The sequence below is a fragment of the Spirosoma flavum genome, assembly GCF_042686045.1.
Lineage (GTDB): Bacteria > Bacteroidota > Bacteroidia > Cytophagales > Spirosomataceae > Spirosoma > Spirosoma flavum.
The window spans coordinates 1,230,757-1,254,089 of the sequence record NZ_JBHUOM010000002.1; the positions used below are offsets into that span (position 1 = coordinate 1,230,757).

General features: G+C 48.1%; 13 protein-coding genes. 6 read left to right on the top strand and 7 right to left on the bottom strand.

From position 1 onward, the window contains the following. Nucleotides 1-95: 95 nt before the first annotated feature. Nucleotides 96-1,031 (top strand): alpha/beta hydrolase fold domain-containing protein, encoded by a 936-nt coding sequence (locus tag ACFS25_RS10605; RefSeq protein ID WP_381499736.1) that lies wholly within the window; start codon nt 96-98, stop codon nt 1,029-1,031. A 54-nt stretch (nt 1,032-1,085) separates the two neighbouring features. Here the strand turns inward: ACFS25_RS10605 and ACFS25_RS10610 are convergent, their stop codons facing one another. From ACFS25_RS10610 to ACFS25_RS10620, 3 genes are all read right to left on the bottom strand, one after another. After that, a complete protein-coding gene (locus ACFS25_RS10610) occupies nt 1,086-1,292 on the bottom strand; it encodes a hypothetical protein (protein WP_381499740.1) in 207 nt (68 codons plus the stop codon). Beyond that, nucleotides 1,282-2,499 (bottom strand): PepSY-associated TM helix domain-containing protein, encoded by a 1,218-nt coding sequence (locus tag ACFS25_RS10615; protein ID WP_381499743.1) that lies wholly within the window; start codon nt 2,497-2,499, stop codon nt 1,282-1,284. The genes ACFS25_RS10610 and ACFS25_RS10615 overlap by 11 nt, the downstream gene beginning before the upstream one ends. A 125-nt stretch (nt 2,500-2,624) precedes the next feature. Continuing rightward, the gene (locus ACFS25_RS10620) at nt 2,625-5,084 is read right to left on the bottom strand and encodes a TonB-dependent receptor domain-containing protein (RefSeq protein WP_381499746.1); all 2,460 of its coding nucleotides are present in this window, start codon (nt 5,082-5,084) and stop codon (nt 2,625-2,627) included. A gap of 957 nt (nt 5,085-6,041) precedes the next feature. Between ACFS25_RS10620 and ACFS25_RS10625 the strand changes: the two genes are divergently transcribed. The 3 genes from ACFS25_RS10625 (at nt 6,042) to ACFS25_RS10635 (ending at nt 14,256) form a co-directional block, all read left to right on the top strand. Beyond that, nucleotides 6,042-9,173 carry a SusC/RagA family TonB-linked outer membrane protein gene (locus ACFS25_RS10625; RefSeq protein ID WP_381499749.1) on the top strand — a complete coding sequence of 1,044 codons (3,132 nt, stop codon included), beginning with the start codon at nt 6,042-6,044 and terminating at the stop codon, nt 9,171-9,173. Nucleotides 9,174-9,209: 36 nt separating this feature from the next. After that, on the top strand, nt 9,210-10,748 hold the full coding sequence (locus ACFS25_RS10630) for a RagB/SusD family nutrient uptake outer membrane protein (RefSeq protein ID WP_381499752.1): 1,539 nt from the start codon (nt 9,210-9,212) through the stop codon (nt 10,746-10,748). An 88-nt stretch (nt 10,749-10,836) separates the two neighbouring features. Further along, nucleotides 10,837-14,256: a VCBS repeat-containing protein gene (locus ACFS25_RS10635; protein ID WP_381499754.1), complete on the top strand. Its 3,420-nt coding sequence runs from the start codon at nt 10,837-10,839 to the stop codon at nt 14,254-14,256. A 19-nt stretch (nt 14,257-14,275) separates the two neighbouring features. Here ACFS25_RS10635 and ACFS25_RS10640 read toward each other — a convergent pair whose 3' ends face one another. The 3 genes from ACFS25_RS10640 to ACFS25_RS10650 are packed head-to-tail and all read right to left on the bottom strand — an operon-like array spanning nt 14,276 to nt 19,854. Continuing rightward, entirely contained in the window at nt 14,276-15,619 is a 1,344-nt protein-coding gene (locus ACFS25_RS10640; protein WP_381499757.1) for a TolC family protein, read from the bottom strand. A 27-nt stretch (nt 15,620-15,646) separates the two neighbouring features. Beyond that, nucleotides 15,647-18,715 (bottom strand): efflux RND transporter permease subunit, encoded by a 3,069-nt coding sequence (locus ACFS25_RS10645; protein ID WP_381499759.1) that lies wholly within the window; start codon nt 18,713-18,715, stop codon nt 15,647-15,649. Nucleotides 18,716-18,768: 53 nt separating this feature from the next. After that, complete coding sequence (locus tag ACFS25_RS10650) at nt 18,769-19,854, bottom strand: efflux RND transporter periplasmic adaptor subunit (RefSeq protein WP_381499761.1); 1,086 nt, start codon at nt 19,852-19,854, stop codon at nt 18,769-18,771. Between the two features lie 170 nt (nt 19,855-20,024). Here ACFS25_RS10650 and ACFS25_RS10655 point away from each other — a divergent pair, with 170 nt between their 5' ends. Next, entirely contained in the window at nt 20,025-20,354 is a 330-nt protein-coding gene (locus ACFS25_RS10655) for an ArsR/SmtB family transcription factor (RefSeq protein WP_381499763.1), read from the top strand. Nucleotides 20,355-20,430: 76 nt separating this feature from the next. After that, nucleotides 20,431-22,272, top strand: a complete 1,842-nt coding sequence (locus ACFS25_RS10660) for a serine hydrolase (protein WP_381499766.1) — start codon at nt 20,431-20,433, stop codon at nt 22,270-22,272. A gap of 133 nt (nt 22,273-22,405) precedes the next feature. Here ACFS25_RS10660 and ACFS25_RS10665 read toward each other — a convergent pair whose 3' ends face one another. Further along, entirely contained in the window at nt 22,406-23,314 is a 909-nt protein-coding gene (locus ACFS25_RS10665) for a Nif3-like dinuclear metal center hexameric protein (protein ID WP_381499768.1), read from the bottom strand. Nucleotides 23,315-23,333: the final 19 nt, after the last annotated feature.

Sequence of the window (23,333 nt, forward strand, 5' to 3'; positions counted from 1 at the left end):
GTAAACCTATATTTTTATGAGCACCATCTTTAGCCGGATGGTGCTTTTTTATGCCATCTTTTGTGACCTTTACACCAAGTAGTATCCCCTTACCTATGCATTCATTCGAACGCCGAAAATCTATTGCCAGCGGTTTAGTCTGGCTCCTGCTGCTATCCGCTTCTTTTGGTGCCAGCGCCCAAAATACTAATCCGGTGCAGGCTATCTTTCCGCCGGGTACCCGAATGATTCAGAACGTAGCCTATGCTGGTGACACGCTGAAAAAACACCTTCTGGACATTTACCTGCCTGCCAAGTCAGGACCGACTACACCCCTGATCGTTTGGGTGCATGGCGGAGCCTGGATGTTGAACGACAAGTATGCCGACATGAGCTACATGAAAAACACCATTCGGAGTATTCTTGACAAAGGGTACGCGTTGGCGTCGATTGATTACCGATACAGCACTACGGCACCGTTTCCGGCTCAGATTCAGGATTGCAATCAGGCTCTGACGTTTCTGTACCGGAACGCTGAAAAATATAACTACGACAAAAGCCGAATCGCCCTGATCGGATTTTCGGCGGGTGGACATCTGGCTTCACTGCTGGCTTTGTCCAATAATAATACCGTTCCTGATTTTTACGTTGATCGCCAACCGGCTCCTTTTCGCATCAAAGCCGTGATCGATTTCTACGGTCCTGCCGACCTACTGGCGATGATGCCCCAAAGCGGTTCGCTGTCAGATAGCATTAGTAATCCAGAAAGTCGTTTGTTGGGAGCCACACCGTTGCACCGGCCTGATCTGGCTAAACGGGCTAGCCCGGTCACCTACGTAGATAAGAACGACCCACCCTTTCTGATCATTCACGGTCAGAAAGACGAGTCTGTTCCACCGGCCCAGTCAATTCTGCTAAGCTCATGGCTAACGCTCGCCCATGTAAAAAACAAGGTGATTATCGTGCCGGATGCGCCACATTATGGCGTTTTGTTCGATAGCGATGTCAACCGGCAGGCTATTTTTGATTGGTTGGCTACATATCTAAAGTAGGAAAATCCTGCGCCAGACCACCTACCATAGGCGACACTTAGGTAAGTAATCGATTTACTTCATCATAGGTCGTCTACTTTTTCCTTTCTTCTTTAGGGCAATTACTACAAACCACGCCATAACGGCAAGAGGTATCGTAAGCGTAATCCAGGAAAATAGATCCAGAAAGTTGTCGCCTACCAGGGCTGATATGAGCCCCAAAAGACTCAGTATTGCCAGCAGAAGAGGCATCAACCAGACATGCCAGAAATTACGATTCATTTTGTTGTTCATTCTGCTCACTAAGGGTTAGAATTTCAGACTCTTCCTGTTTGTGACTGGCGGGTATTCGCTGACTGGATGTTCCTATACGAGCCATCTGCGCTTTGGCGGCTCTGTTGCGGACAAACCACAAATACAATCCACTGCCGAGTACGACGATGGTTACGAGGTCGAATAAGGCCCAAATGATTTTTAGAGGGAGACCTCCATAATCACCAAAGTGGAGCGGTTGTGAGATATACAGCGCATTTACGTACCAGGGCATATCCCGCATATCGGTCAGTTTTCCGGTTTTGGCATCAACTAAAGCAGGGGTGATCAACCGCTCTGTCAGGGGCGTGTTGCCTTTCATGAAAATAGCGTAGTGGTGCTTGCTGGAAAACAGTGTGCCCGGATAAGCTATCAACGAAGGGGTCATAGCAGGGGCTGCTCTTTTGGCTACTGCCACCGCCTGATCGAGTGAACTGAGCTTGCCGCTGAGTGGAGCCGCATCTTTATACGGGGCGACCATCTCGGCCAGTTGTCCTTGTTGCCACAAGCCCAGCACCACCTCAGACAACGTATTGATAACGCCCGTAAAGCCCACTACTACAGCCCAGGCCACGGTGACAACGCCCAGTAGATTATGCAAGTCGAGCCATTTCAGCCGAGTCGATTTCTCCGTACGGACCAGCCCAAAGTCGAATCGTTTCATGATCGGGCTGTACAACATCAATCCCGAAACGATGGCCACCACAAACAGCATTCCCATCAGGCCCAGAAATAGTTTACCGCCAAGACCCATGAACATGTCTACGTGCAATTGCAACATTACATACATGAAGCCTTCCTGCAATGCAGGCTCGTCAAGAATTTTCGCTGTACGGTCGTCGAGGATAACATTCTTGAAATTATCCGCTGGAGCCGTCAATGAATCTGTTAGTCCGAAGGTTGTCGTGTTTGGCTCGTGTTCGTCCCAGAAAACATAACGGGTAACTTTGTTCGGATAGGCCAGTTTAACCGTTTCGGCCAATCGGTCGAGACCCGCGTTTGGCGTTCCGGCAGGCAGTTGGGGAGCCAGATTTGCCGCGCCTTCCATATGTTCAATTTCTTCGTAGAAGATCAATGGTAGACCCGTCAGACAAAGCATTAACAGAAAAGCTGTGCAGATCAGGCTCGTCCATTTATGTATCTGAAACCACGTCTTAACTCCCTTTGTCGTACTCATAAGGATTCTGTTTTTATGTTTACCCGGCAAAATCTGTCTATTCCCAAATTCTCTGAAGTGACTTTTTCTGAGCGTGAGCATAACTCACTTCAGGGAATTTAGAGATAAATGGGTTTCACCGACTTCTAAAACTTGTACGTGATACTACCCGCAAAGCTTCTCAGTTTTTGCGCATTCATCGTCGTGTAGCCAATCCAATAATGCTGGTTGGTGAGGTTGTCCAGTTTAGCCGAAATCCTGAATTTATTGTGCTCATAAAAAGCCGACGCGTTTAAAACTGTATAGGCGGGCAGAATAAAGACGCCCTGGCTAATGCTGTTCAGTATTTTATTGTCACTGGCGTAGTTCCCGCCAAAACCGAAACCTAAGCCTTTGAGCGTATAGTCGGGTAACCGATAGCTGAGCCACAAGTTGGCCAGATAAGGGGAAGATGCCGTAGTGGGTCGGCGGCCAACTACATCACTATCAGCGTTTACCAGTTTAGAGTCGTTATAGCTGAACCCAGCAATGACATTGAATCCGTTGAATGGATTGGCAATCATATCCAGTTCGATGCCTTTACTCAACTGCGTTCCGTCCTGCGTTTGGGCAAACCGGGCGGCTGCCAACGGGTTAGGGTCGGACCGGAGAATGTCTTTCACCCGGATGTTATAATAGCTAATCGTTGTTGTTAGTTTTCCGCTAAAGGCATCGATTTTAAGGCCCGCTTCAAACTGGTTGGCCTGCTCCAGTTTCGCAATTTTTCGGGCGATACTGTCTGGTGCCGTTACGTCATACCCGTTATATATCCCCTTGTTGGTAAAGCTGTTCTGATAGTTGGCGAACAAGGAAATCCGGTCCTTGAGAGGTTGAAACACCACGCCAAATTTGGGCGATAGAGCAGTCTGATTGTATGGCGCAACATCGCTTCCTACGGTTCCTCCATTGTTTTCGAAATGGTCTACCCGCAATGCAGCTAACACACTTAGCTTATCGGTCAGGTTCAGCACATCTGACGCAAATGCACTGAGGACATTAGTTTTATTAACGATAGGATATGTAAACTGGGGTGGGCCACTGGCATACAAAGCGTTCATTGTGCTCCCGTTAAACTGGCTGTAATCATACCCGGCAACATTGAGCGGTACTACGTCGAGCTGGCTACCGAAAAAATGCTGATTTGAATTAATACGTAAGAAATCCAATCCTAGAACGATGCGGTTTCGTAACGAGCCGATGTGAAAATCGCCATTGAAATTCTGCTGGATTTCGAAAACTTTGTTGGTGCTGTTTGCCGTCGATTGGTCGGCTCGGGCTAGATAATTGGCTTTGCCAGTGTCAGCCGCATTGCCGGTGATAACAGCGTCGGGAATCAAATAGAAATAAGGATTCAAGCCGTTCGAAAAACTGTTGCTAAACGTAAAATTGGTTGACGATGTGAAATTCGACGATAGCTGGTATTTTATCCGGCCAAACAAATTGGTGCTTCTCGATTCCTGTGTAAGTCCACTGCCCATGTACGAATTCCGGTAGTCTACGTTCAGTTCATCGGCTCGTGAAGCGCCCAGTGCAGCAGCCGGATAATAGAAGAAAATGCCTTGCTTGCCCACATTTCGACCCTGAAATAACTCGGCATCCAGCAAAACAGACAGGCGGTCATTGACCTTATACGACAAACTGGGAGCGACGGTGAAGGTTCTGGAAAATCCCTGGTTCTGGAAGCTACCTTCGTAATTAAACGCTGTGTTTAAACGGAAAAGTAACTGTTTTGCCTTGTCTATCGGCGTATTGATGTCAGCACTAACGCGGTTGAACCCATAGCTACCACCCGCGTATGAAACTTGACCGCCGAAGGTTTCATATGGTTTTTTTGTGACACGGTTGATTAAGCCGCCGTAGGAGGTAAGCGTACTACCAAACAAGGTAGCCGACGGCCCCTTGATGACTTCCAGCTTTTCCAGGTTAGCCGCATCGATACTGCTTGTTACGTTGCCAGCCAGCCCATTTCTAAGCTGACTTTGCACAATAAAGCCACGTGTGTTATAGTAGCTGCCACCATCACCAGCGCGACCGGTTGCTTCCCACATTTTTTGTAGACCAGGCGCATTTCGCATGGCATCATCCACCGAAAATACTAATTGTTCGGTCAGTAGTTCTTTGCCAATCGTATTGTAAACCTGCGGATTTTCCAGATTTTTCAATGGCATCTTCGACACATCGTCGCTGCTTTTAGCCGCAAACCGGTTCAATTTGCCCGCCCGTATGATTACTTCAGTTAATTGAGCCGTATTCTCCAGCAAAACGAAATTAACTGTTGCTGTCTCACCGCTGGAAACTGTGATCGTTTTCTCTTCAGACTGTAAGCCAATGGCAGAAACTTCAACCGTGTAGCTTCCTTCTTTTACCCGGCTAATGCTGTATTCGCCTTTGTTATTAGTAATAGCGCCCTGTCCTTTCTCTTTTAGCCGGATGGTCACGTACTCCGCCGGGTTGCTATCAGACGTTACTACTTTCCCCCGAATCGTAGTTGTTTGTTGAGCATTGGTGAGTAGAGGAAAAGAAACGAAAACGGAAATGATGAGCAGAAACTGTATAAACTTGCACATGTAATGTTCTTATTTAGACTAATTATAAAAACACAAATGACTGTATAAAGTGGAAACAACACAAGAGGTTGGCTTATTTTTACAATAAAGTGATAGACGAAATTTATATCATTATACTTTATATGCTTGATTCAATACTATAGTGATAGTCCTTGCCTTATATGGAGCTTTGTTAAGTCTGTCAACCTATTGATAGAACAGAGATTGACGAATAAAAATGAGCACCCGTAGCGGATAAGACGAAACCTTGGTACAAGTGCCCGTTTAGGATACTGATAGAGTACTGTAGAGTATAGTATATGGGTAACGTTCCGCCCATGTGACCGAAAATAAGTTCTAGGTCTGAATAGCGTTCAGACGTGCTGATCACATAACGTGCGCAAAGACTTATGTAACTATAAATGATGATTTATGTAACTTGACACATATTTGATAAAATCAATTTTTTATTTATTTAGTATAAAACTGGTTATCAGGTTGCAAATTTGAAATTCCTTTAGAAATTTGTACTTAGGTAAGTAATAATAGTACCTATTTAGGCTTTTACAAATCACAACTTACATAAAGTTGACCGTTCATAAGTGAATCCAATATGTATGACGAATCGGGAATAAGTAAGCCTCACTGTTTTTAATCACAGATACAAGGCAGAATTTCCTGTAGGTTTCACTCAAACAAAGCCCCATTTTAGAGAAAAAACCAGATGTGTAAATAAATAGTGTCTATAAGACACTTAACGGCGTCAATTAATCAACAGATTACAAATTCCTAATTCAACCTATTCCTCCTTACCACCTTTCCCTCCACCTATGACAAAATTAGAATTCGAATAAAAAAAGTCAGTGATGGGCTAACATCACTGACTTACGAACTCTCCCTATTTCTCCTGTGAAAAATTCATCCATTTCGGATGCAGGGATTTCTTTGCCGTTTCCAAACCGACAAACCTTCAAAATTATGTTAAATCAACTACAGTTACGTGGCTTCCTGCGTATTTTTTTGCGACATGGGCTCTACCAGTTAATACTTATATCGACACTGACAATAATCGCACGGGCGCACAACGCTCCCGCTGATCAACCAGTTTCCGGGCTGGTACTTGATGAGAAAGGCAGTCCGTTAACGGGTGTAAATATTCAGATTCGAGGTACCACGCGAGGCACTACCAGCGATGCTCGGGGTGCTTACCGAATTGAGGTTCCGAATGGCAGTACGATCTTGGTTTTCAGTTATATTGGCTATAAAAAACAAGAGATTACGGTAAATAACCAATCGGTTATCAATGTATCGATGGAGTCTGATGCAGGCTCGCTGGAAGAGGTCGTTGTGGTTGGCTACGGTACGCAAAAACGTTCGTCGTTAACGGGTGCTGTATCATCGGTAACGCCTAAAGACCTGACAGCCCTGCCGGTGCCCAATGTCACATCGGCCTTACAAGGTCGGGTGCCAGGTGTATCTGTCGTCAATAATGGGGGACCGGGCAGTACGCCAATTGTGCAGATTCGGGGTGTTGGCTCAATCAACTATGCATCAGGGCCTTTATACGTAATCGACGGGGTGCCAACGGGTGACCTTAACAGTTTCAATACCAATGATATTGAGTCACTGGAGGTGTTGAAAGATGCCAGCTCAGCCGCCATTTACGGATCAAGAGCCTCGAACGGGGTTATCCTGATTACCACTAAAAAAGGAAGTCGCGATGGGAAAGTACGGATTACAGTAGACACCTACACGGGTACGCAGAGTGCCTGGAACAAAGTAGATGTGCTCAATCGCGATCAATACGTTCAATACGCCACGACCTTAACCACAAATGCCGGTATTCCGGTACCGTCGCGCCTGAGCAATCTAAACACGCCAATTTATGCCGGTGCAACTCAAACATTTGCCCAAACGGAAACGAACTGGCAAAATGAGCTTTTTCAGAAAGCGTCTATTTCGCAGCACCAGATTTCGCTCTCGGGCGGTGGTGCCGTCTCCCGCTTTTTTGCTTCCGCGAGTTACTTCAAGCAGAATGGGATAATGAAAGGTACTGACTTTGAGCGGGGTTCGTTACGGTTGAATTCGGATCATCAGGTGACCAAGTTTTTAAGTTTTGGCCAAACCCTGACAGGGTCTTTCAGCAACCAGCGGGGCGAAACAACGGGCGATCGTTCTCAGCTGATGCACGCCATCCGAATGATGCCCTATTGGCCTACCACCGATCCGACTAAAGTTGGTGGCTTTAGTGCGCCAACGGCTCTCGACGGCTCTGATCCCGAAAACCCACTTCGGGCGGTTACCATTGATATTGCCCGAACTAAATTTCTGAAAGTCTTCGCCACCTTCTATGCGGATGCCAAGATCACAAGTTTCCTGAAATACCGCTTCAATTATGGTGTTGATTTAGGCTACTCAACGGGTACTACCTTCTTGCCTATTTATGGCGATGGCTATACCCAGCGAACATCAGCAACGGTTTCGGATGCCCGCAGTACAAATGTCTCGCAGGTGTTCACCAACCAGCTTTCGTTTGACAAGACCATTGGCAAGCACAGTTTTAGCGCGTTGGCTGTTGCAGAAAATCAGAAAACGCTTTATACGAGTCTGACAGGTTCGGGAACCCGGCCCAACAATGACCTTACAGTCATTCAGGGGGTGAGCAATCCCGCTATTACCAGCACCCGTAGCGTCACTGATCTGATTTCCTACGTAGGGCGGGTCAATTATGATTATGACGGAAAGTACCTTTTCAGCGCATCGATTCGTCGGGATGGCTCATCGCTGTTTGCACCGGGTAACCAATGGGGGTCTTTTCCGTCGGCATCGGTGGGCTGGCGTATCAATCAGGAAAACTTCATGAAATCGCTGCCTCAGCTTTCCGAACTTAAAATCCGGGCCAGCTATGGTAAAACCGGCTTCAATGGAATTGCCAATTATGCCTGGCAATCAGTGGTGCAGGCTGACGCTACGGCCTATCCGTTCGGCAGTGCCAATACGTTAGGTTCTTTTTTCAATGGTCTGGGAAACAAAGATTTGAAATGGGAAACAACCGACATGGTCAATCTGGGCGTTGATGTCGGATTGTTTAATAACAAGTTCACCTTTACCGGCGAAATATATAACCGAACAACCGATGGTCTGATTTTATCCGTACCCATTCCGAATTCAATTGGTTATTCGACGGCACCCGTCGCCAATATTGGCAGCATGAAGAACTGGGGCTACGAGTTTCAGGCGGGCTATAACTATGCGAGAGGTGATTTCCGGGGGACTGTTTCGGCAAACATTGGCATTACGCACAATCGGGTTTTGAGTCTGGCAACACCAACGGCAGCCATTTATGCCGGTCAGAATGCTGACTACGGCGGGTTTGATATTACTAAAACAGAGGTAGGGCAGCCTATTCAGTCATTCTATGGCTGGAAAGTGGATGGTATTTTCCAAAATCAGGCTGAAATCAATGCCGCTAATGCCATCGACGGAAACGACAAAACTTTGTATCAGGATAAAGCCGCACCGGGTGATATTCGGTTTAAAGACGTGAATGGCGATGGGAAAATTGATGCCAGCGACCGCCAGTATTTGGGTAGCTACCTGCCGAAATTCAACTATGGCGCGAATTTCTCCGGTTCGTACAAAAACTTCGATTTTACGCTTTACCTGCAAGGGGTTCAGGGGAACAAGATTTATAATGGAACGAAGGTCGTAACGCAGGGGATGCTTCGACTGTTTAATGCGGGCACTGCTGTCCTAAACGCCTGGACACCAACCAATACCAATACAGATGTACCTCGTGCTGTGAGTGGTGACCCCAATAATAACAGCCGCACGTCGGACCGCTTTATTGAAGATGGTTCGTACATGCGGATCAAGAATCTGACCATTGGCTACTCAATTCCCACCGCCAAGCTCACCGGTTTGACGAAGGGATATGTAAACCGGGTTCGGGTCTACGTGTCGAGCCAAAATTTGCTCACCTTAACCAAGTATACCGGGTACGATCCGGAAATAGGATCACGAAATGGTACGCTGCTGCGAAGCGGTATCGACTATGCCAACTATCCACAGGCCCGCACATTCCTGGCCGGACTTCAAGTTACATTCTAACTGGTTTTTAACTAAACCTAAACCACGAATTTCTTTATGAAAAGGCATTATTTTCTTACCGGAGGTTTACTGCTTGGCCTGACAATTGGGTGTAGCGATAAAGACCTCAACCAATTGAATCCCAACGCGGTAACTACTGATAGTTACTTTAAAACCGATGCCCAGATTCGTAGCTCGATCAATGGCGTTTACGCGGCCATTCAGTCTACTAATCTGGTGGCGCGGGAGTGGTTCTTTACCAATGATCTGCGTTCCGACGACGTAACCGCCGGGGGTGGTCAGCTCGAAACACCTCGTAACCAAATGCTTAATGGTGTTCATGATACCGGCAATTCATTAGTAAGCTCCGTCTGGACAGGGGCGTATCGGGTTATTCACCGGGCCAACGTCGTGATTGATAATTCAGCCACGTCTACTGGCCTTACGGCCACGGTAGCGGCTCAGGCAGTGGGAGAGGCCAAATTTCTTCGAGCCTGGTCTTATTTTGAGCTGGTGAGCATGTGGGGTGGGGTTCCCCTCTACAAAAGCTACGTTACTTCGCTGGCGGGTGCGGGTGCCCGTGCCCCAGAAGCAGATGTATACGCCTTTATCGTTGCCGATCTAAAGGCTGCCCAAGATGCTTTGCCTGCTACCTATGATGCGGCTAATCAGGGTCGGGCGACGAAAGGTGCTGCGCAAATGTTGCTGGCTCGGGTGTATATGCAGCAGGGTGATTATACCAATGCGAAGACGGAACTTCAGAAAGTAATCAGCTCAGGCACCTACCGGCTGGTTGACGAATATTCGGACAATTTCATCGAAGAAACCGAATTCAACAAAGAGTCGATCTGGGAGGTTAACTTTCTGCCATCGGGCGGTACATTCAATTGGAATGGTGATGCCGATGGTGCTTCGGCGGGGGAGGAGACGGTACGAACGCAGGAGTATTCGGGAATCGGCTGGCGTAATATTATTCCCTCCAACAGCTTATTGGCCGAGTTCGAGAAGACGTCAAAAGGCGATGCCAAAACGGATCCGCGTTATGCTAAATCGGTGTACACAACGGGGGACAAGTACAACAACGACCAGACCGTCCTGACCGATGCGGTTCAAAACGGCTTCAGCTCGATAGTAGACGGCAAAGAGCAGAAAATCAGTTGGCGTAAATTCACTCTGATGTACAAGGCGGGCGTTTCAACAACGGGGGGAATCAACCAGCGGATCATGCGATATGCTGAAACGATTCTGGCTATGGCTGAGTGCGAAAACGAACTGGGCAGTACGGCCAGTGCCATTACGTATCTGAACATGGTTCGGAGTCGCCCCAGTGTCGCCATGCCAAGCTACCCAACGGCAAACTACCCAGTATCAACGAAAGATCAGGTATTGGCCGCTATTATGCACGAACGACGAGTCGAATTGAACGGGGAGGAAATCCGCAATAAGGATATCTTGCGCTGGCGTAAACAGGGCAAGCTGAAAACTGAACCACTGACTTATTTTCAGAAAGGTAAACACGAGTTGTTGCCAATTCCGCAGCAGGAAATTGATAATAATCCAAATATTGGCATCAAGGGTCAAAATCCTGGTTATTAAGCAGGTATAGTACTGATGTTAGGTACCAATGGCACTGGGGTAACCCGGTGTCATTGGTGTAAAAAGAGGGTCGTAAACAAGTCATTTTATGCAAAAGATGTGGTTACAGGTCATCTGGATTGGTATTCTGAGCAGCGTATTGACGGCCTGTCGCCGGGAGGAATCCACCTTGTTTGAATCGCTCTCCAGTGACCGGACCCATGTAACATTTACCAACACGTTGACTGCTACCGACAGCTTAAACGGCTTTACGTTCACCAATTTCTACAACGGCGGGGGTGTTGGCATTGGCGACTTTAACAATGATGGATTTTCCGATGTGTTCTTTACCGGCAATCAGGTCAGTTGCCGTCTGTATATAAATCAGGGTAAACAAGGCAAAGACGCTTTCGCGTTTGACGACATTACCGAATCTGCCGGACTGACTACCAATCGCTGGTGTTCGGGTGTGGTGATAATTGATATTAATCAGGATGGATGGCTCGATATTTACGTTTCTGTGGCGAGTAATCCAGCCTTCAAACAGTCTGAAAACCTTCTTTTCATTAATCAGGGGGTTAAGAACGGGAAACCTGTTTTTAAAGAAATGGCAAAAGACTATGGATTGGCTGACCCGGCCTTCACCACGCAATCCGCCTTTTTTGATTACGACCTGGATGGGGATTTAGACGTCTTTCTGCTCAATACCGCGCCCGACTTTCAGAATCCCGCCCGTCTTCGCCCGATTGTTTCGAACGGAACACACCCCAGTACGGGCAAACTTTATCGCAACGAAGGAATAGGTGCCGCTGGCCATCCGGTTTTCAACGATATCTCCCAGGAAGCGGGTATCACCTACGATGGCTTGGGTCTGGGGGTAGCTATCTGCGACTTCAATAAAGATGGATACCCGGATATTTATTGCTCCAATGACTTCACCAGTAGTGATGTCCTGTATTTGAATGACGGAAAAGGGCATTTTGCTAACGTGATTAAACAGGCTACCGCACACACCAGTATGTACGGAATGGGCGTTGATGCTGCCGATCTTAATAACGATGCCCGTCCTGATCTGATGCAACTGGATATGTTGCCCAGGGAGAATAAGCGACTCAAAATGATGCTGAACGGTCAGGACTATGACCGCAAAGAAATGAGTGTTTCAGCCCCTTACGGCAATCAGATGCAGTACATGCGAAACTCTCTTCAATTGAATCTCGGCAATTTGGGCGAAAACAATGCGCCACTCTTCAGTGAAGTTGGCTTGATGGCGGGCGTCGCGCAAACCGACTGGAGTTGGGCAACCCTCCTAGCCGACTACGACAACGACGGTTGGAATGATATGTACATCACCAACGGCTACCGTAAAAATGTTACCGACCGCGACTTTATTACGTTTACCGAGGATTTTTCCAACTTCGGCACCACTGAATACAACCAGAAAAAACGATTCGAGTTACTCAATAAAGTACCCGAGATTCCACTCGCTCACTATGCGTTCAAAAATACTGGTGACGCTTCTTTCGTCGATGTTTCCAAACAGTGGGGTCTGAATGCCGAGTCGTATGCTAACGGCGCAGCCTACGCCGATTTTGACAACGATGGCGACCTGGATATCGTGGTTAACAATGTGGACGCTGAAGCGTTCATCTACCGCAACCAAAGCCGTGAGCACTCACCCAATCAACATTATTTGACTATCAAGCTTCAGGGAGATTCGGCTAACCGTCAAGGCATTGGCGCTAAAGTGACCCTTTGGCGGGCTGGTCAACTGCAATATCAGGAACTGGCGGTGGTGAGAGGGTATCTGTCCTCGGTTGACCCTCTGCTGCATTTTGGTTTAGGTAAAAAAGATCGAATCGATTCTCTGAGAATCGAATGGCCGGGTGGTCGCGTTGAGATGAAACGAAACGTTTCCGTCGATCAGCGGCTTACCGTATCATTTCAACAAGCCACTTCTTTGGACAAACAAACCCTGTCTACTTTGGCAAGTCCACTTTTTTCGGACATAACCCGCTCGTATCCTATCGACTTTGCCCACCGAGAGTCGGACTTTGTTGATTTTAAGCAAACGGCAGCCATGCACAAAATGCTGTCACGCTCCGGTTTCGCGCTGGCGGTTGGCGATGTGAATGGCGATGGGCTCGATGACTGTTTCGTGGGCGGCTCGTATCGGGGTAGCGCGGCTTGTCTGTTCTGGCAAAACAAAAATGGTGAATTTGTTAAACGGCCATTTTCTGCTCAGGCTGGGCAGGAAGCAACCAGCGCCTTGTTTTTCGATGCTGACGGCGACGAAGACCTGGATTTATATGTGGTGTATGGCAGCAATGAACGGCTTGCCACGGATAAAGCATTTTATCAGGATCAGTTGTATTTAAATAATGGCAAAGGAGATTTTAGTCTGGCACCAGCCGGTGCATTGCCCGATTTATCCGGCAGTGGGTCCTGCGTGGTGGCCTACGATTTTGACCATGATAATGACCTCGATTTATTCGTGGGCGGGCGTCAGATTCCCGGCCAGTATCCCTTGCCAACCCGCAGTTATCTGCTTCGCAATGATCAGTCGATGCAGGGGCTTCCTCATTTTACGGATGTGACTCGGCAACTATGCCCGTCGTTAATGACGGCGGGTCTTGTTTGTACGGCTTTATGGTCTGACTATGACAACGATGGTTGGGCAGACCTGCTGCTGGCAGGCGAGTGGATGCCGTTGACGATCTACAAAAATGATAAGGGGAAACTCAATTCCGCATCATCTCCTTTTCAACTGTCAAACACGACGGGTTGGTGGAATTGTCTGGCGCAGGGCGACTTTGACCATGATGGCGATCTTGACTATATCGCTGGTAACGAAGGGCTGAATACACTGTACCGAGCCTCAACGAGTGAACCGGTCAAAATTGTCGCCAAGGATTTTAATAGCGATGGGACACTTGACCCGCTCATGGGCTACTACATTAACGGCATCTGTTACCCGGCTGTTCCTCGTGATGCGTTGAATCAGCAAGTCATTCAGTTTCGACGAAAATACCAGCGTTATGCCGATTATGCCGATGTGACATTTGATAAACTGTTATCTGAGGATGAGATAAAGGGTGCTTATCAAGCGCAGGCAACGTATCTGCAAAGTGCCTATATCGAAAATCAGGGACATGGGAAATTTGCCGTTCGCGCCTTACCCCGAATCGTTCAGGAATCGCCTGTGTTCGGCATTGTCGTGCATGATTTCAACCAGGATGGTCATTTGGATGTCGTCTTGACAGGGAATTTTTATCCTAATGAGGTCAACATGGGGCGCGAAGATGCATCAGTAGGAGTTGTGTTACTGGGCGATGGACGGGGACATTTTAAGTCTCTACCCCCGACCGAAAGTGGCTTAGTCATTCGGGGGGATGCCCGAACGTCGGTTCTTGTAGCGGGCAAAAACAAGGAAATGATACTACTCACGGCGGTTAATTCGCAGGGTATACGCCTGAATCGTTGTCTGCCACCGAACGTTGCGGTAATCAACAAGCGTATCGTCAGATAACACGCTTGTTGATTACCAGCTATTTAACTCGTCCCAATACTTTGTCTAGATCAACCGTAGCCGTAAGAAAATCATACACCGCCTGTAAGTAATTTGATTTGGCCTGTGTAAGCGAGAGTTCAGCATCAGACAGATCTAATCGCGAAGAAATGCCTTGTTTCCAGCGGTCGCTGGTGATGCGATAGCCTAGTTCGGCCACCGTTATGGTTTGGTGCTGCGTTTCGATACGTAGACGCGCTTCCTCGACGTTAGCCAGACCGATTTTTACTTCGGCTCGTACAATCGCTTTGAGGTTAGCTACCTGTGTTTCGCTTTGTCGGCGCGTAATCTGCGCCTGTTGTATTCGCGAATTTGTTCGGAAACCCGTAAAAATCGGAACATTTACCTGCAATCCTACAAAGGAACTCACTGGCCACTTGTAGTCGCCCAGTTGAAAATTATTGGCCTGCGACTGAGATTGAACAAGTCCTATTGCCGATAATTTAGGTTGCTTTTCAGCGGCCTGAAGCACAATTTGTTCGCGGTTTAATTTTTCAATTAATTCCAGTCTACGTACTTCAGGTCGGGCCTGAACCGCGTCCAGAAATGCATCTGAACCGGGCGAACTGAATAAGGCTTCGTCGTAACGTAAAGAATCCTGTAGGTCAATTATTTCCAGCTCATCCAGCCCCATTGTCCGTTTCAGAATCGTTTTGGTTATGCCGATCCGATTGGTTAATTGAATCACGGTCGGGCGTAGGTTCTCAACCGTAACGAAGGCCCGCAATGTGTCCACGCGTGAGGCCCGTCCCTGAGCCAGTAGCGAACGGGAATCTTTCAACGCCTGCTGGTTACGGGCAACGCGCTGCTGTTGCAAGCGGAGTTGCTCCTGTGTGATGAGAACGTCCAAATAAGCCTTCTTGACAACCGTGACGACGGTGGCCCGGACATCATTTAACGCTTCGGTTGTGGCTGATTCATCAAGCTGTGCAACCCGGATGCCGGACCGAACACTGGCTTGAAAAAGTGGCTGCGATACGGTAACGCCACCAAGGAGCGCATTGGATCCGCCAACCCGAAACGTAGCCAATTGATTGTCGCTGAGGCCAACGAAACTGCCTGGCAAAAACGAAACCTGTTTGTTGATATAATAGAGGTATTGAGCTGAACCGGCTACAGTTGGCAGAGCGTAACCCCGCGCTTCCTGCACTTTTTGGGCCGATTTGGCTGTCTCCAGCGTCGCTACTTGCAAGTCCCGGTTTTTGTCCAGGGCTAGTTTAACGGCATTGTCCATCGTCAGTTGATGAACTTGGGCCTGGATGGGTTGACCAAGAATAAGGCAAATAAAGGCTATAAACGCGCCGATATAATTCGTGTGTCTCATGATTGTTGTAATGAAAAAAGAGAATAATCAGGCTACCAGCTCCGGCTCTTTTGCCTTCGTCTGAGGAACCCGAGAGAAGTAGGAGTACACCGCCGGGATGATGTATAGCGTTAGTAAGCCCGCGAATAATAAGCCGCCGACAATGACGGTTCCGAGCGAGTTGCGGCTGTTTTCTGTGAGCGCAATCGGAATTGTTCCGAAGATCATCGCTAGGCTGGTCATTAGAATCGGTCGGAATCGGGAGGTGGCGGCCATTTTGGCGGCTTCCAGCGTACTGAATCCCTCTTTTTTACGCTGATTGGCAAATTCGACAATCAAAATGCCGTTCTTCGTGATCAGACCAACCAGGGTAATAATTCCGATCTGACTGAAAATATTCAGCGTCTGATCAGCTAGCCATAAACTAAGTAGCGCGCCCGTTATGGCCATCGGTACGGTCAGCAGAATGATGAGTGGATCAATTAAGCTTTCGAATTGAGCGGCTAGAATAAGGTAGATCAGCACTAAAGCAAAGACAAACGCGAATACTAAACTCGACGAGCTTTCTGCGTAATCCCGCGATTCGCCGGACAGTGCCGTTTTGATTGTAGGCGGCAGCACCTTTTTAGCAATCCGTTCCATCTCGGCCACGCCATCGCCAATGGTTTTGCCCGGTACCAGACCCGCCGAAACAGTCGCCGAAATAGACTGATCGTAGCGGTAAATAGCTGCTGGACTAATACTTTCCCGGAACGAAACCAGATTATCCAGCGAAACGACATCGCCGGTTCGGGTGCGCACAAACATAGCTTTCAGATCATAAGGCGTATCGCGGTCTTGGCGTTGGAGCTGGCCAATGACCTCATACTGACGGTCGTTGTAGATAAAATAGCCGTACCGCTGACCGCTCAGGGCTAACTGCAAACCACGGGCAATTTCGGCAACCGAGATACCTAATTCCGCAGCTTTATCGCGATTGATCTGAAGCACCAGTTCTGGCTTATTTACTTTCAGATCTGAATCAGCGAATCGGAGAATCGGACTTTTCTGGGCTTCGGCCATGAATTTTGGCAATACGTCCGTTATAGCCGCCAGACTCGTACCCTGTAACACAAACTGAACGGGCTGTGCCTGACCGAACCGGCTCCCGATTGTGGGAGGCTGAACCGGAAACACCATCACACCCCGGAAATTCTGGCTATTTCGGACATAGGTTGCGAATACATCGGCCTGAGTGTTGGTCCGCTCGCTGGCCTTTTTGAGAAAGACGTTCTGAATCGCCACGTTAACCGGAGCCGGTGGGCCAAACGTCAGAGCCAGAATGGAATACGTCTGGAACAAGCCCTGGGTGGAATCGACCGAAAACTTGGCAATTTCAGTCATGTATTTTTCCGTGTACTCGTATGACGACCCTTCTGGAGCAACTACGGCCAGACCGATTTGCGAGCGGTCTTCCAGCGGAGCCAACTCCGACGGAAGCTGCTTGCCAATGAAATAAATCAACCCAAACGTAACGAGCAGCGTTGGGAAGGCCACCCAACGGAAACGCAGGAACCAACCCAGCGATGTTTCGTACCCTTGGTTCAAGGCAACAAAGTAAGGCTCAGTCGTGCGATACAGCCAATTGGGTTTGTCATGCCGTTTCAGCAGATACGCGCTCATCATCGGTGACAGGGTTAGGGCCACAAATGCGGACACCAGTACTGATCCGGCCACCACCACGGCAAATTCCTGAAAGAGTTTTCCGGTAATTCCGGGCAAAAATAGAATCGGCAGGAAAACGGCGGCTAGGGTGATGGTTGTTGAGATAACGGCAAAGTAGATTTCCGACGATCCTTTTATGGCAGCCTGTAAGGGCGACATGCCCTCTTCTACTTTGGCGTAGATATTTTCCAGCACCACGATGGCATCATCGACTACCAGACCAATGGCCAGTACCAACGCGAGTAACGTTAAAATATTGATCGAATAACCGGCCACGTACATGATAAAAAAGGCCGATACAATCGACACCGGAATCGCTACGACCGGAATGATCGTTGAGCGCCAGTCGCGCAGGAAGAGGAACAGAATCAGGATAACCAGCCCGAAAGCGATGAACAGCGTTTCTTCTACTTCGGAGATCGACTCGCGAATTGGCTCCGTGAAATCTTTCCCGATAGTCAGTTCATAATCGGCGGGAATTTCTTTGCGCAGTTCGGTTAGCCGACGGTAGAATTCATCCGCGATGGCTACAGCATTGGCACCCCGTTGAGGTTCGACAAACACGCCTATTGTTGGAGAGTTTCCTTTCAGACTGTTGAGAATGGCCGTCCGTTCATTTTCCGCGCCCAGCTCGGCATAGCCAATATCCTTAAACCGAATAATGCTATTTCCTTCCTGTTTGAGGATCATATTGTTGAAATCGTCCTCCTTTGTCAGTCGCCCCAACGTTCTGACGGTCAATTCGTTCTGATCGCCTTCGATGCGGCCCGATGGTAAATCAACGTTTTCTTTGCGTAGTGCTTGTTCAATATCAGAAGGAGTCAGTTGATAAGCCGCGAGTTTGGCCGGGTCTATTCGTAACCGCATCGCGTATTTTTTCTCTCCGGCAATCCCCACCCGTTTTACACCCGGAATGGTCTGCATACGTTCTTTGATGATGGTAGACGCGAGGTTGCTCACTTCCAGAATGCTACGGGTTTTGCTTTCCACCGCCATGAAAATAACGATATCGCCACTGTTTGCTTTTTCGACAATCGGGGGATCGACATCACCGGGCAACAGCCGTCGGGCTTTGGTAACTTTATCCCGCACATCGTTGGCAGCCGCTTCCAGATCGGCATCAAGATTAAACTCGATGGTAATGACACTGGCGGCTTCGCGCGAAACAGACGAGATTGTTCGGATGCCATTGGCCTCGCCAATCGATTCTTCCAGCGGTTTCGTAATCTGATAGGCAATTACATCGGGACTGGCTCCCGGATAGGTTGTGGTAACGGTAACGATTGGCGAATCTGTGACCGGATATTCCCGAGTGCCCAGATACGTAAGGCCAACGAAACCAAACAAAATAATCAATACAGAGAGTACACCGGCCAGCACGGGCCGGTGAATACTAATTTCCGATAAACTCATGAGAGCGTATTAGTTAAGTCAATAAAATGGTAGGATAATGATCGGGAGACAGTTTAGTCAAGCGAAGAGACGGTAACGGGTATGCCCGTATCCAGTCGTAATAGATTGGTGGTCAAGACTGTATCACCAATAGCTAGCCCTTCCAGAATCTGCACAGTTCCTTTGGTTCGGCTGCCGGTTTTTACGTCCCGACGTTCAGCTTTTCCGCCGTTGAGTCTGAACAGTGAATAGCCTTTGGCCGTTGGAATCAGCGCTTGCGTAGGCACCCGGATACCGTCCTGAGCAACGTGGAGGATAAAAGCAATCTTGGCCGAGGCACCCGGCACCAGTTTACCCCCTCTGTTTTCGCTGATGGCTCTAACCAGCAAACTCCGGGTGTTAGCCTCCATTTTGGGGTCGGTGGCAACGACTCGGCCTACAAACGGTTGACTGCTATTTTCAGTTGTGAACTGAATGGCTTGACCGGCTCGAACGTCGGACGCGTATTTTTCAGGAATGGTGAAGTTTACTTCTACCTGGCTGACATCGTCAAACGAACTCAAAACAGTAGATGGCGTTACATACGCCCCAACGTCAACGCGCTTTAAACCAAGCTTACCCGCAAACGGGGCTCGAATTTCGGTTTTGGCTAAGTCAACGTCTACCATGGCAATTTCGGCTTGCAACACATTCAGGTTGGTCAGCACCTTGTCGTATTCCTGTTGATTGACTGCTTCGGTCGTCAGGAGTTCACGGAATCGTTTTTCGTCCAACTGGGCAAGTTTTGCCTGGAGGACAACCCTCCGTTTCTTTGCCAGCAGGTCAGCGTCATCTAACTTATACAACAACGTGCCTTCATTAACGTAACTGCCTTCCCGTACATACACCCGAACGAGTTTACGCGCTACCTCACTCACCAGGTCGACTTCCCGATTAGCGGCAATGGTGCCCGTGGTTTGAAGTTCATCTGTAATGGTTTCGCGTTTGACGATGAAGGCATCTGTGGCTATTTTAGTATCGGCTGGTGGAGAAGCGGAAAGCGTGCTGTTGACTGGTTCAGGTTTCTTAGAAAATAATTTTGGCGTGAAGAAGAATAGGGAAATGGCTAGTATCGTACCACCAGCGGCAAGAGATTGTGTTCGAACATTGATCGTTTTCATCGTGTGTGAGGTTGTATTGTTTTATAGTTCTACAAACGTCGAACTATATGTTTTGTGATCGTCGAACAAGGCTATATGCCAGATGGTTTCATGGTTGTAAAAAACTATTGAATTTTTTTTGTCCCATCGATTGTTGCACTAACAATTACTGTAGCTACTTCAGTTAACTTATGAAACAATACCAGCATCCTACCGCTGATCAGTTTTCTCTAACATGCGTACTGCACGCCCTTAGCGACCCGGTGCGGCTGAATTATGTGCAGTGTCTGGCTACGCTTACCTGTGAGCAACCCTGTGGTGCTATTGCAACACCCGTTGCCAAGTCTACCATGTCGCATCACCTGCGCGTGCTGCGTGAGGCCGGAATTATTCGTATCCGAACAGAAGGTACACACAGCTTAACGTCGTTGCGTTGGGACGAATTAGAAGCGAGATTTCCGGGGGTGTTTACGTCGGTCTTGAAGGCCGTTGATAAAAATGTCCTTGTTGAGGAAGAATAATGTTGAGCCCTGAGCAAACGATGTTCCGTTTTGTTTGACTACATTTCCCCTGAAATGTCTTAGGCCGCTTCTCATTATGACACCCCAGTTCCACACGACTGCGAAGAAACGTATAGGTACCTTTCTTCTGATTTTTAGTCTTGTCTCTCAACAGGATAGCCTGTTTGCTCAGTCCGAACCCGGTATAAGCCAGCTAATCAAAAAGGTAGAATCGGGGTTAATCCCGCCAGTGCGTTTGCAAGGCGATTCCATCTGGAGTATCGCTGAGCGAATGAAACACTACGGCGTTCCCGGACTGAGTATAGCGGTTATTAAAGACTCAAAAATTGTCTGGATAAAAAGCTACGGCGTCGCTGACCGGGACAGTAGAGAGCCTGTCACCAGCCAAACACTTTTTCAGGCGGGTTCTATTAGCAAACCCGTAGCGGCCTACGCAGCCCTGAAGGAGGTTGAAAGGGGCAAGTTGAGCCTTGACGAGGATGTTAATAAATACCTTACATCCTGGCATTTGCCTGATAATCAATTCACAAAGGAAAAAAAGGTTGCGTTAAACAATCTTCTTAGCCATACCGGGGGCGTTACGGTACATGGCTTTAATGGCTACACAATTGATGCGAAAATACCCACGCTGATACAGGTATTGAACGGAGAATCTCCGGCAAATTCGGCCGCTGTTCGAGTCGATAAAGCACCGGGAAAGGGGTTTCGGTATTCGGGTGGTGGGTACAGTATTGTCCAGCAAATGCTCATTGACGTAGAAGGCAAACCCTTTCCGTCTATTATGAATGAGTTGGTACTGCAACCGCTTGGTATGAAGAGCAGTACGTACAGCCAGCCCTTACCCGCCAGCCAACTAAAACTGGCCGCTACGGGTTATATTCCTGATGGGTCGATGACTGTTGGAAAACGTCATACCTATCCTGAAATGGCGGCTGCCGGGCTTTGGACTACAGCCGAAGAGCTGGCGAAATTTGCCATTGACGTACAGCTAACGGTACAAGGAAAGAGCCATAAAGTGCTTTCGCAGGGGATGGTGACTAAGATGCTCACGCCCTTTATAGAAGATTATATTGGGTTGGGTCTATTCATAGACAAACGAAAAGAAGATATTTATTTTAGTCACGGCGGGTGGGATGAAGGCTTCTCCAGCAATATGATAGCCCACCGGGATAAAGGCTATGGCGTCGTTATACTGACCAACGCCAATAAGCCTTTGTTTATTAATGAGCTTACCCGTTCGGTAGCTGCGGCTTATAATTGGCCTAATTATTTGACGCCTGTTTACAAAAAAATGCCGATTAGGTCGGCTGATTTAACGGGGTTTAGCGGGCGTTACCGTTTTGAAGAGTACGCAACCATAAAAATTTACGCGCAAGGAAACCGACTGTTTTATCAAAAACTGTCGGAAGAACCCTTGGAGTTGTTCAAAATTGCCGATAACACGTTTATTCGCCGGGATTGGGAGGCTAAGGTTCAGTTTTTGGTTAATCCTGCCGATAACCAACGCTATCTGGTTTCTTCGTCAGACGGAGAGCCAATTGCTTATAAGTACCCGTTAATGAAGGATAATGAAAAAGTGCCCTTCGACTGGATACTTGAGGGGCAGTTCGACAAAGCACTAGCCGCTTACCAACAGGTAAAAGAACAGCACGCCGATCAGTTCACTGTTGACGAAGGGTATATTAACACACTAGGTTATCAACTTGTGAGAAGTCGGGACGTCAAAAAGGCGATTGATATGTTCAGGATTAATACAATCCTCTACCCAAAGAGTTCTAACGCCTTCGATAGCTTAGGGGAGGCGTATATGCTCAACGGTGACAAAGGACTTGCCAGGAAAAACTACGCACTATCGCTGGAATTGGATCCCAGGAATGACAACGCCCGAAAAATGATTCGTAAACTAGAAGTAAACTAATCGCGATTTAGACAAACCAGCGACCAGTTTACTTCTATACAAACGACCGGCAGCGGAGTACCCAACGTCAAGAGCATATGAATTCTCTTTTAGATGGTTGCCGTTAGCCTCAAATAAGAAGTCACTAACTATCTCATGCGTAGGTAAATGGATTACCCGAGGGGATATAAGTGATTTTGATAGCTGGTAACTGGGGCTTCAGCCAGGGGACCAGGTATTCCATACCCGCTGCTTCACTCATGATATGACCCAGCACAACCAGGGATAGCTTCTGTCCCTGACGACGCGCATCTCGAACGTACTCCGGCGTTTCCCACTCACTGGCTTCCCCGCAGAGGATCACATCTGGTTTTTCCTTTTCAATAGCAGTTATCTGACTCCGCCCGCCCGCGGCTCCCGGCATGAGCAGAACCCGCTGACAAGTCTGCGTCGTATCGCCAACGACGCGCACCATCTTGATGCCCAGTTTTGCTTTGGCATGGGTAATAAGCTGATGCAGGGGTGTAGCAGGTAGGGTAAGCACATGCGGATTCTGCGCATCTGTATATTTCTCCCAGCCTAGTGCAGCCAACATACCCGTCTGAATCCCATCGGGGCGGAGGGAATGCCAGTAATCATGAAACCGCCAAAGGGCAATACCATTCTTGGTTAATAAATCATGCTTGTAGCGAAAGACTTCATCATTTCGCAGCCAATCGGTTTCGTCGGCATGATTGTAGAAAGTTGGTTCGTGGGCAATAATGAAGTTAGCGCCTGCGGCAATGGTTTTTTCGATCACCTCTGCCGTGGCAAACATCGTTGACACAATACCGGTCACTTTCTGGGAAGCACTACCCGATTTTAACGTGTCAACTGTCTTGGCGAATGGCGCATTAGGAATTGTCTTAATCATTAATTCCATTACCTGACCAACGGTAAACGATGATTGGCTGGCCAATAGGGGCTCTGCCCGGCTCAGGCCAGGCGAATTGATTAGCATAGACGTGCCCACCGCTTTAGTTAAGGTTATGACAAATTCTCGTCTTCCGGGATTTTTCTGCATCTTGATCTACCAGTTTTAA

Bases quoted from the DNA above. Each gene is read 5' to 3' on its own strand.
- ACFS25_RS10605 (WP_381499736.1), top strand. From the start codon at position 96: ATGCATTCATTCGAACGCCGAAAATCTATTGCCAGCGGTTTAGTCTGG.
- ACFS25_RS10610 (WP_381499740.1), bottom strand. From the start codon at position 1,292: ATGAATCGTAATTTCTGGCATGTCTGGTTGATGCCTCTTCTGCTGGCA.
- ACFS25_RS10615 (WP_381499743.1), bottom strand. From the start codon at position 2,499: ATGAGTACGACAAAGGGAGTTAAGACGTGGTTTCAGATACATAAATGG.
- ACFS25_RS10620 (WP_381499746.1), bottom strand. From the start codon at position 5,084: ATGTGCAAGTTTATACAGTTTCTGCTCATCATTTCCGTTTTCGTTTCT.
- ACFS25_RS10625 (WP_381499749.1), top strand. From the start codon at position 6,042: ATGTTAAATCAACTACAGTTACGTGGCTTCCTGCGTATTTTTTTGCGA.
- ACFS25_RS10630 (WP_381499752.1), top strand. From the start codon at position 9,210: ATGAAAAGGCATTATTTTCTTACCGGAGGTTTACTGCTTGGCCTGACA.
- ACFS25_RS10635 (WP_381499754.1), top strand. From the start codon at position 10,837: ATGCAAAAGATGTGGTTACAGGTCATCTGGATTGGTATTCTGAGCAGC.
- ACFS25_RS10640 (WP_381499757.1), bottom strand. From the start codon at position 15,619: ATGAGACACACGAATTATATCGGCGCGTTTATAGCCTTTATTTGCCTT.
- ACFS25_RS10645 (WP_381499759.1), bottom strand. From the start codon at position 18,715: ATGAGTTTATCGGAAATTAGTATTCACCGGCCCGTGCTGGCCGGTGTA.
- ACFS25_RS10650 (WP_381499761.1), bottom strand. From the start codon at position 19,854: ATGAAAACGATCAATGTTCGAACACAATCTCTTGCCGCTGGTGGTACG.
- ACFS25_RS10655 (WP_381499763.1), top strand. From the start codon at position 20,025: ATGAAACAATACCAGCATCCTACCGCTGATCAGTTTTCTCTAACATGC.
- ACFS25_RS10660 (WP_381499766.1), top strand. From the start codon at position 20,431: ATGACACCCCAGTTCCACACGACTGCGAAGAAACGTATAGGTACCTTT.
- ACFS25_RS10665 (WP_381499768.1), bottom strand. From the start codon at position 23,314: ATGCAGAAAAATCCCGGAAGACGAGAATTTGTCATAACCTTAACTAAA.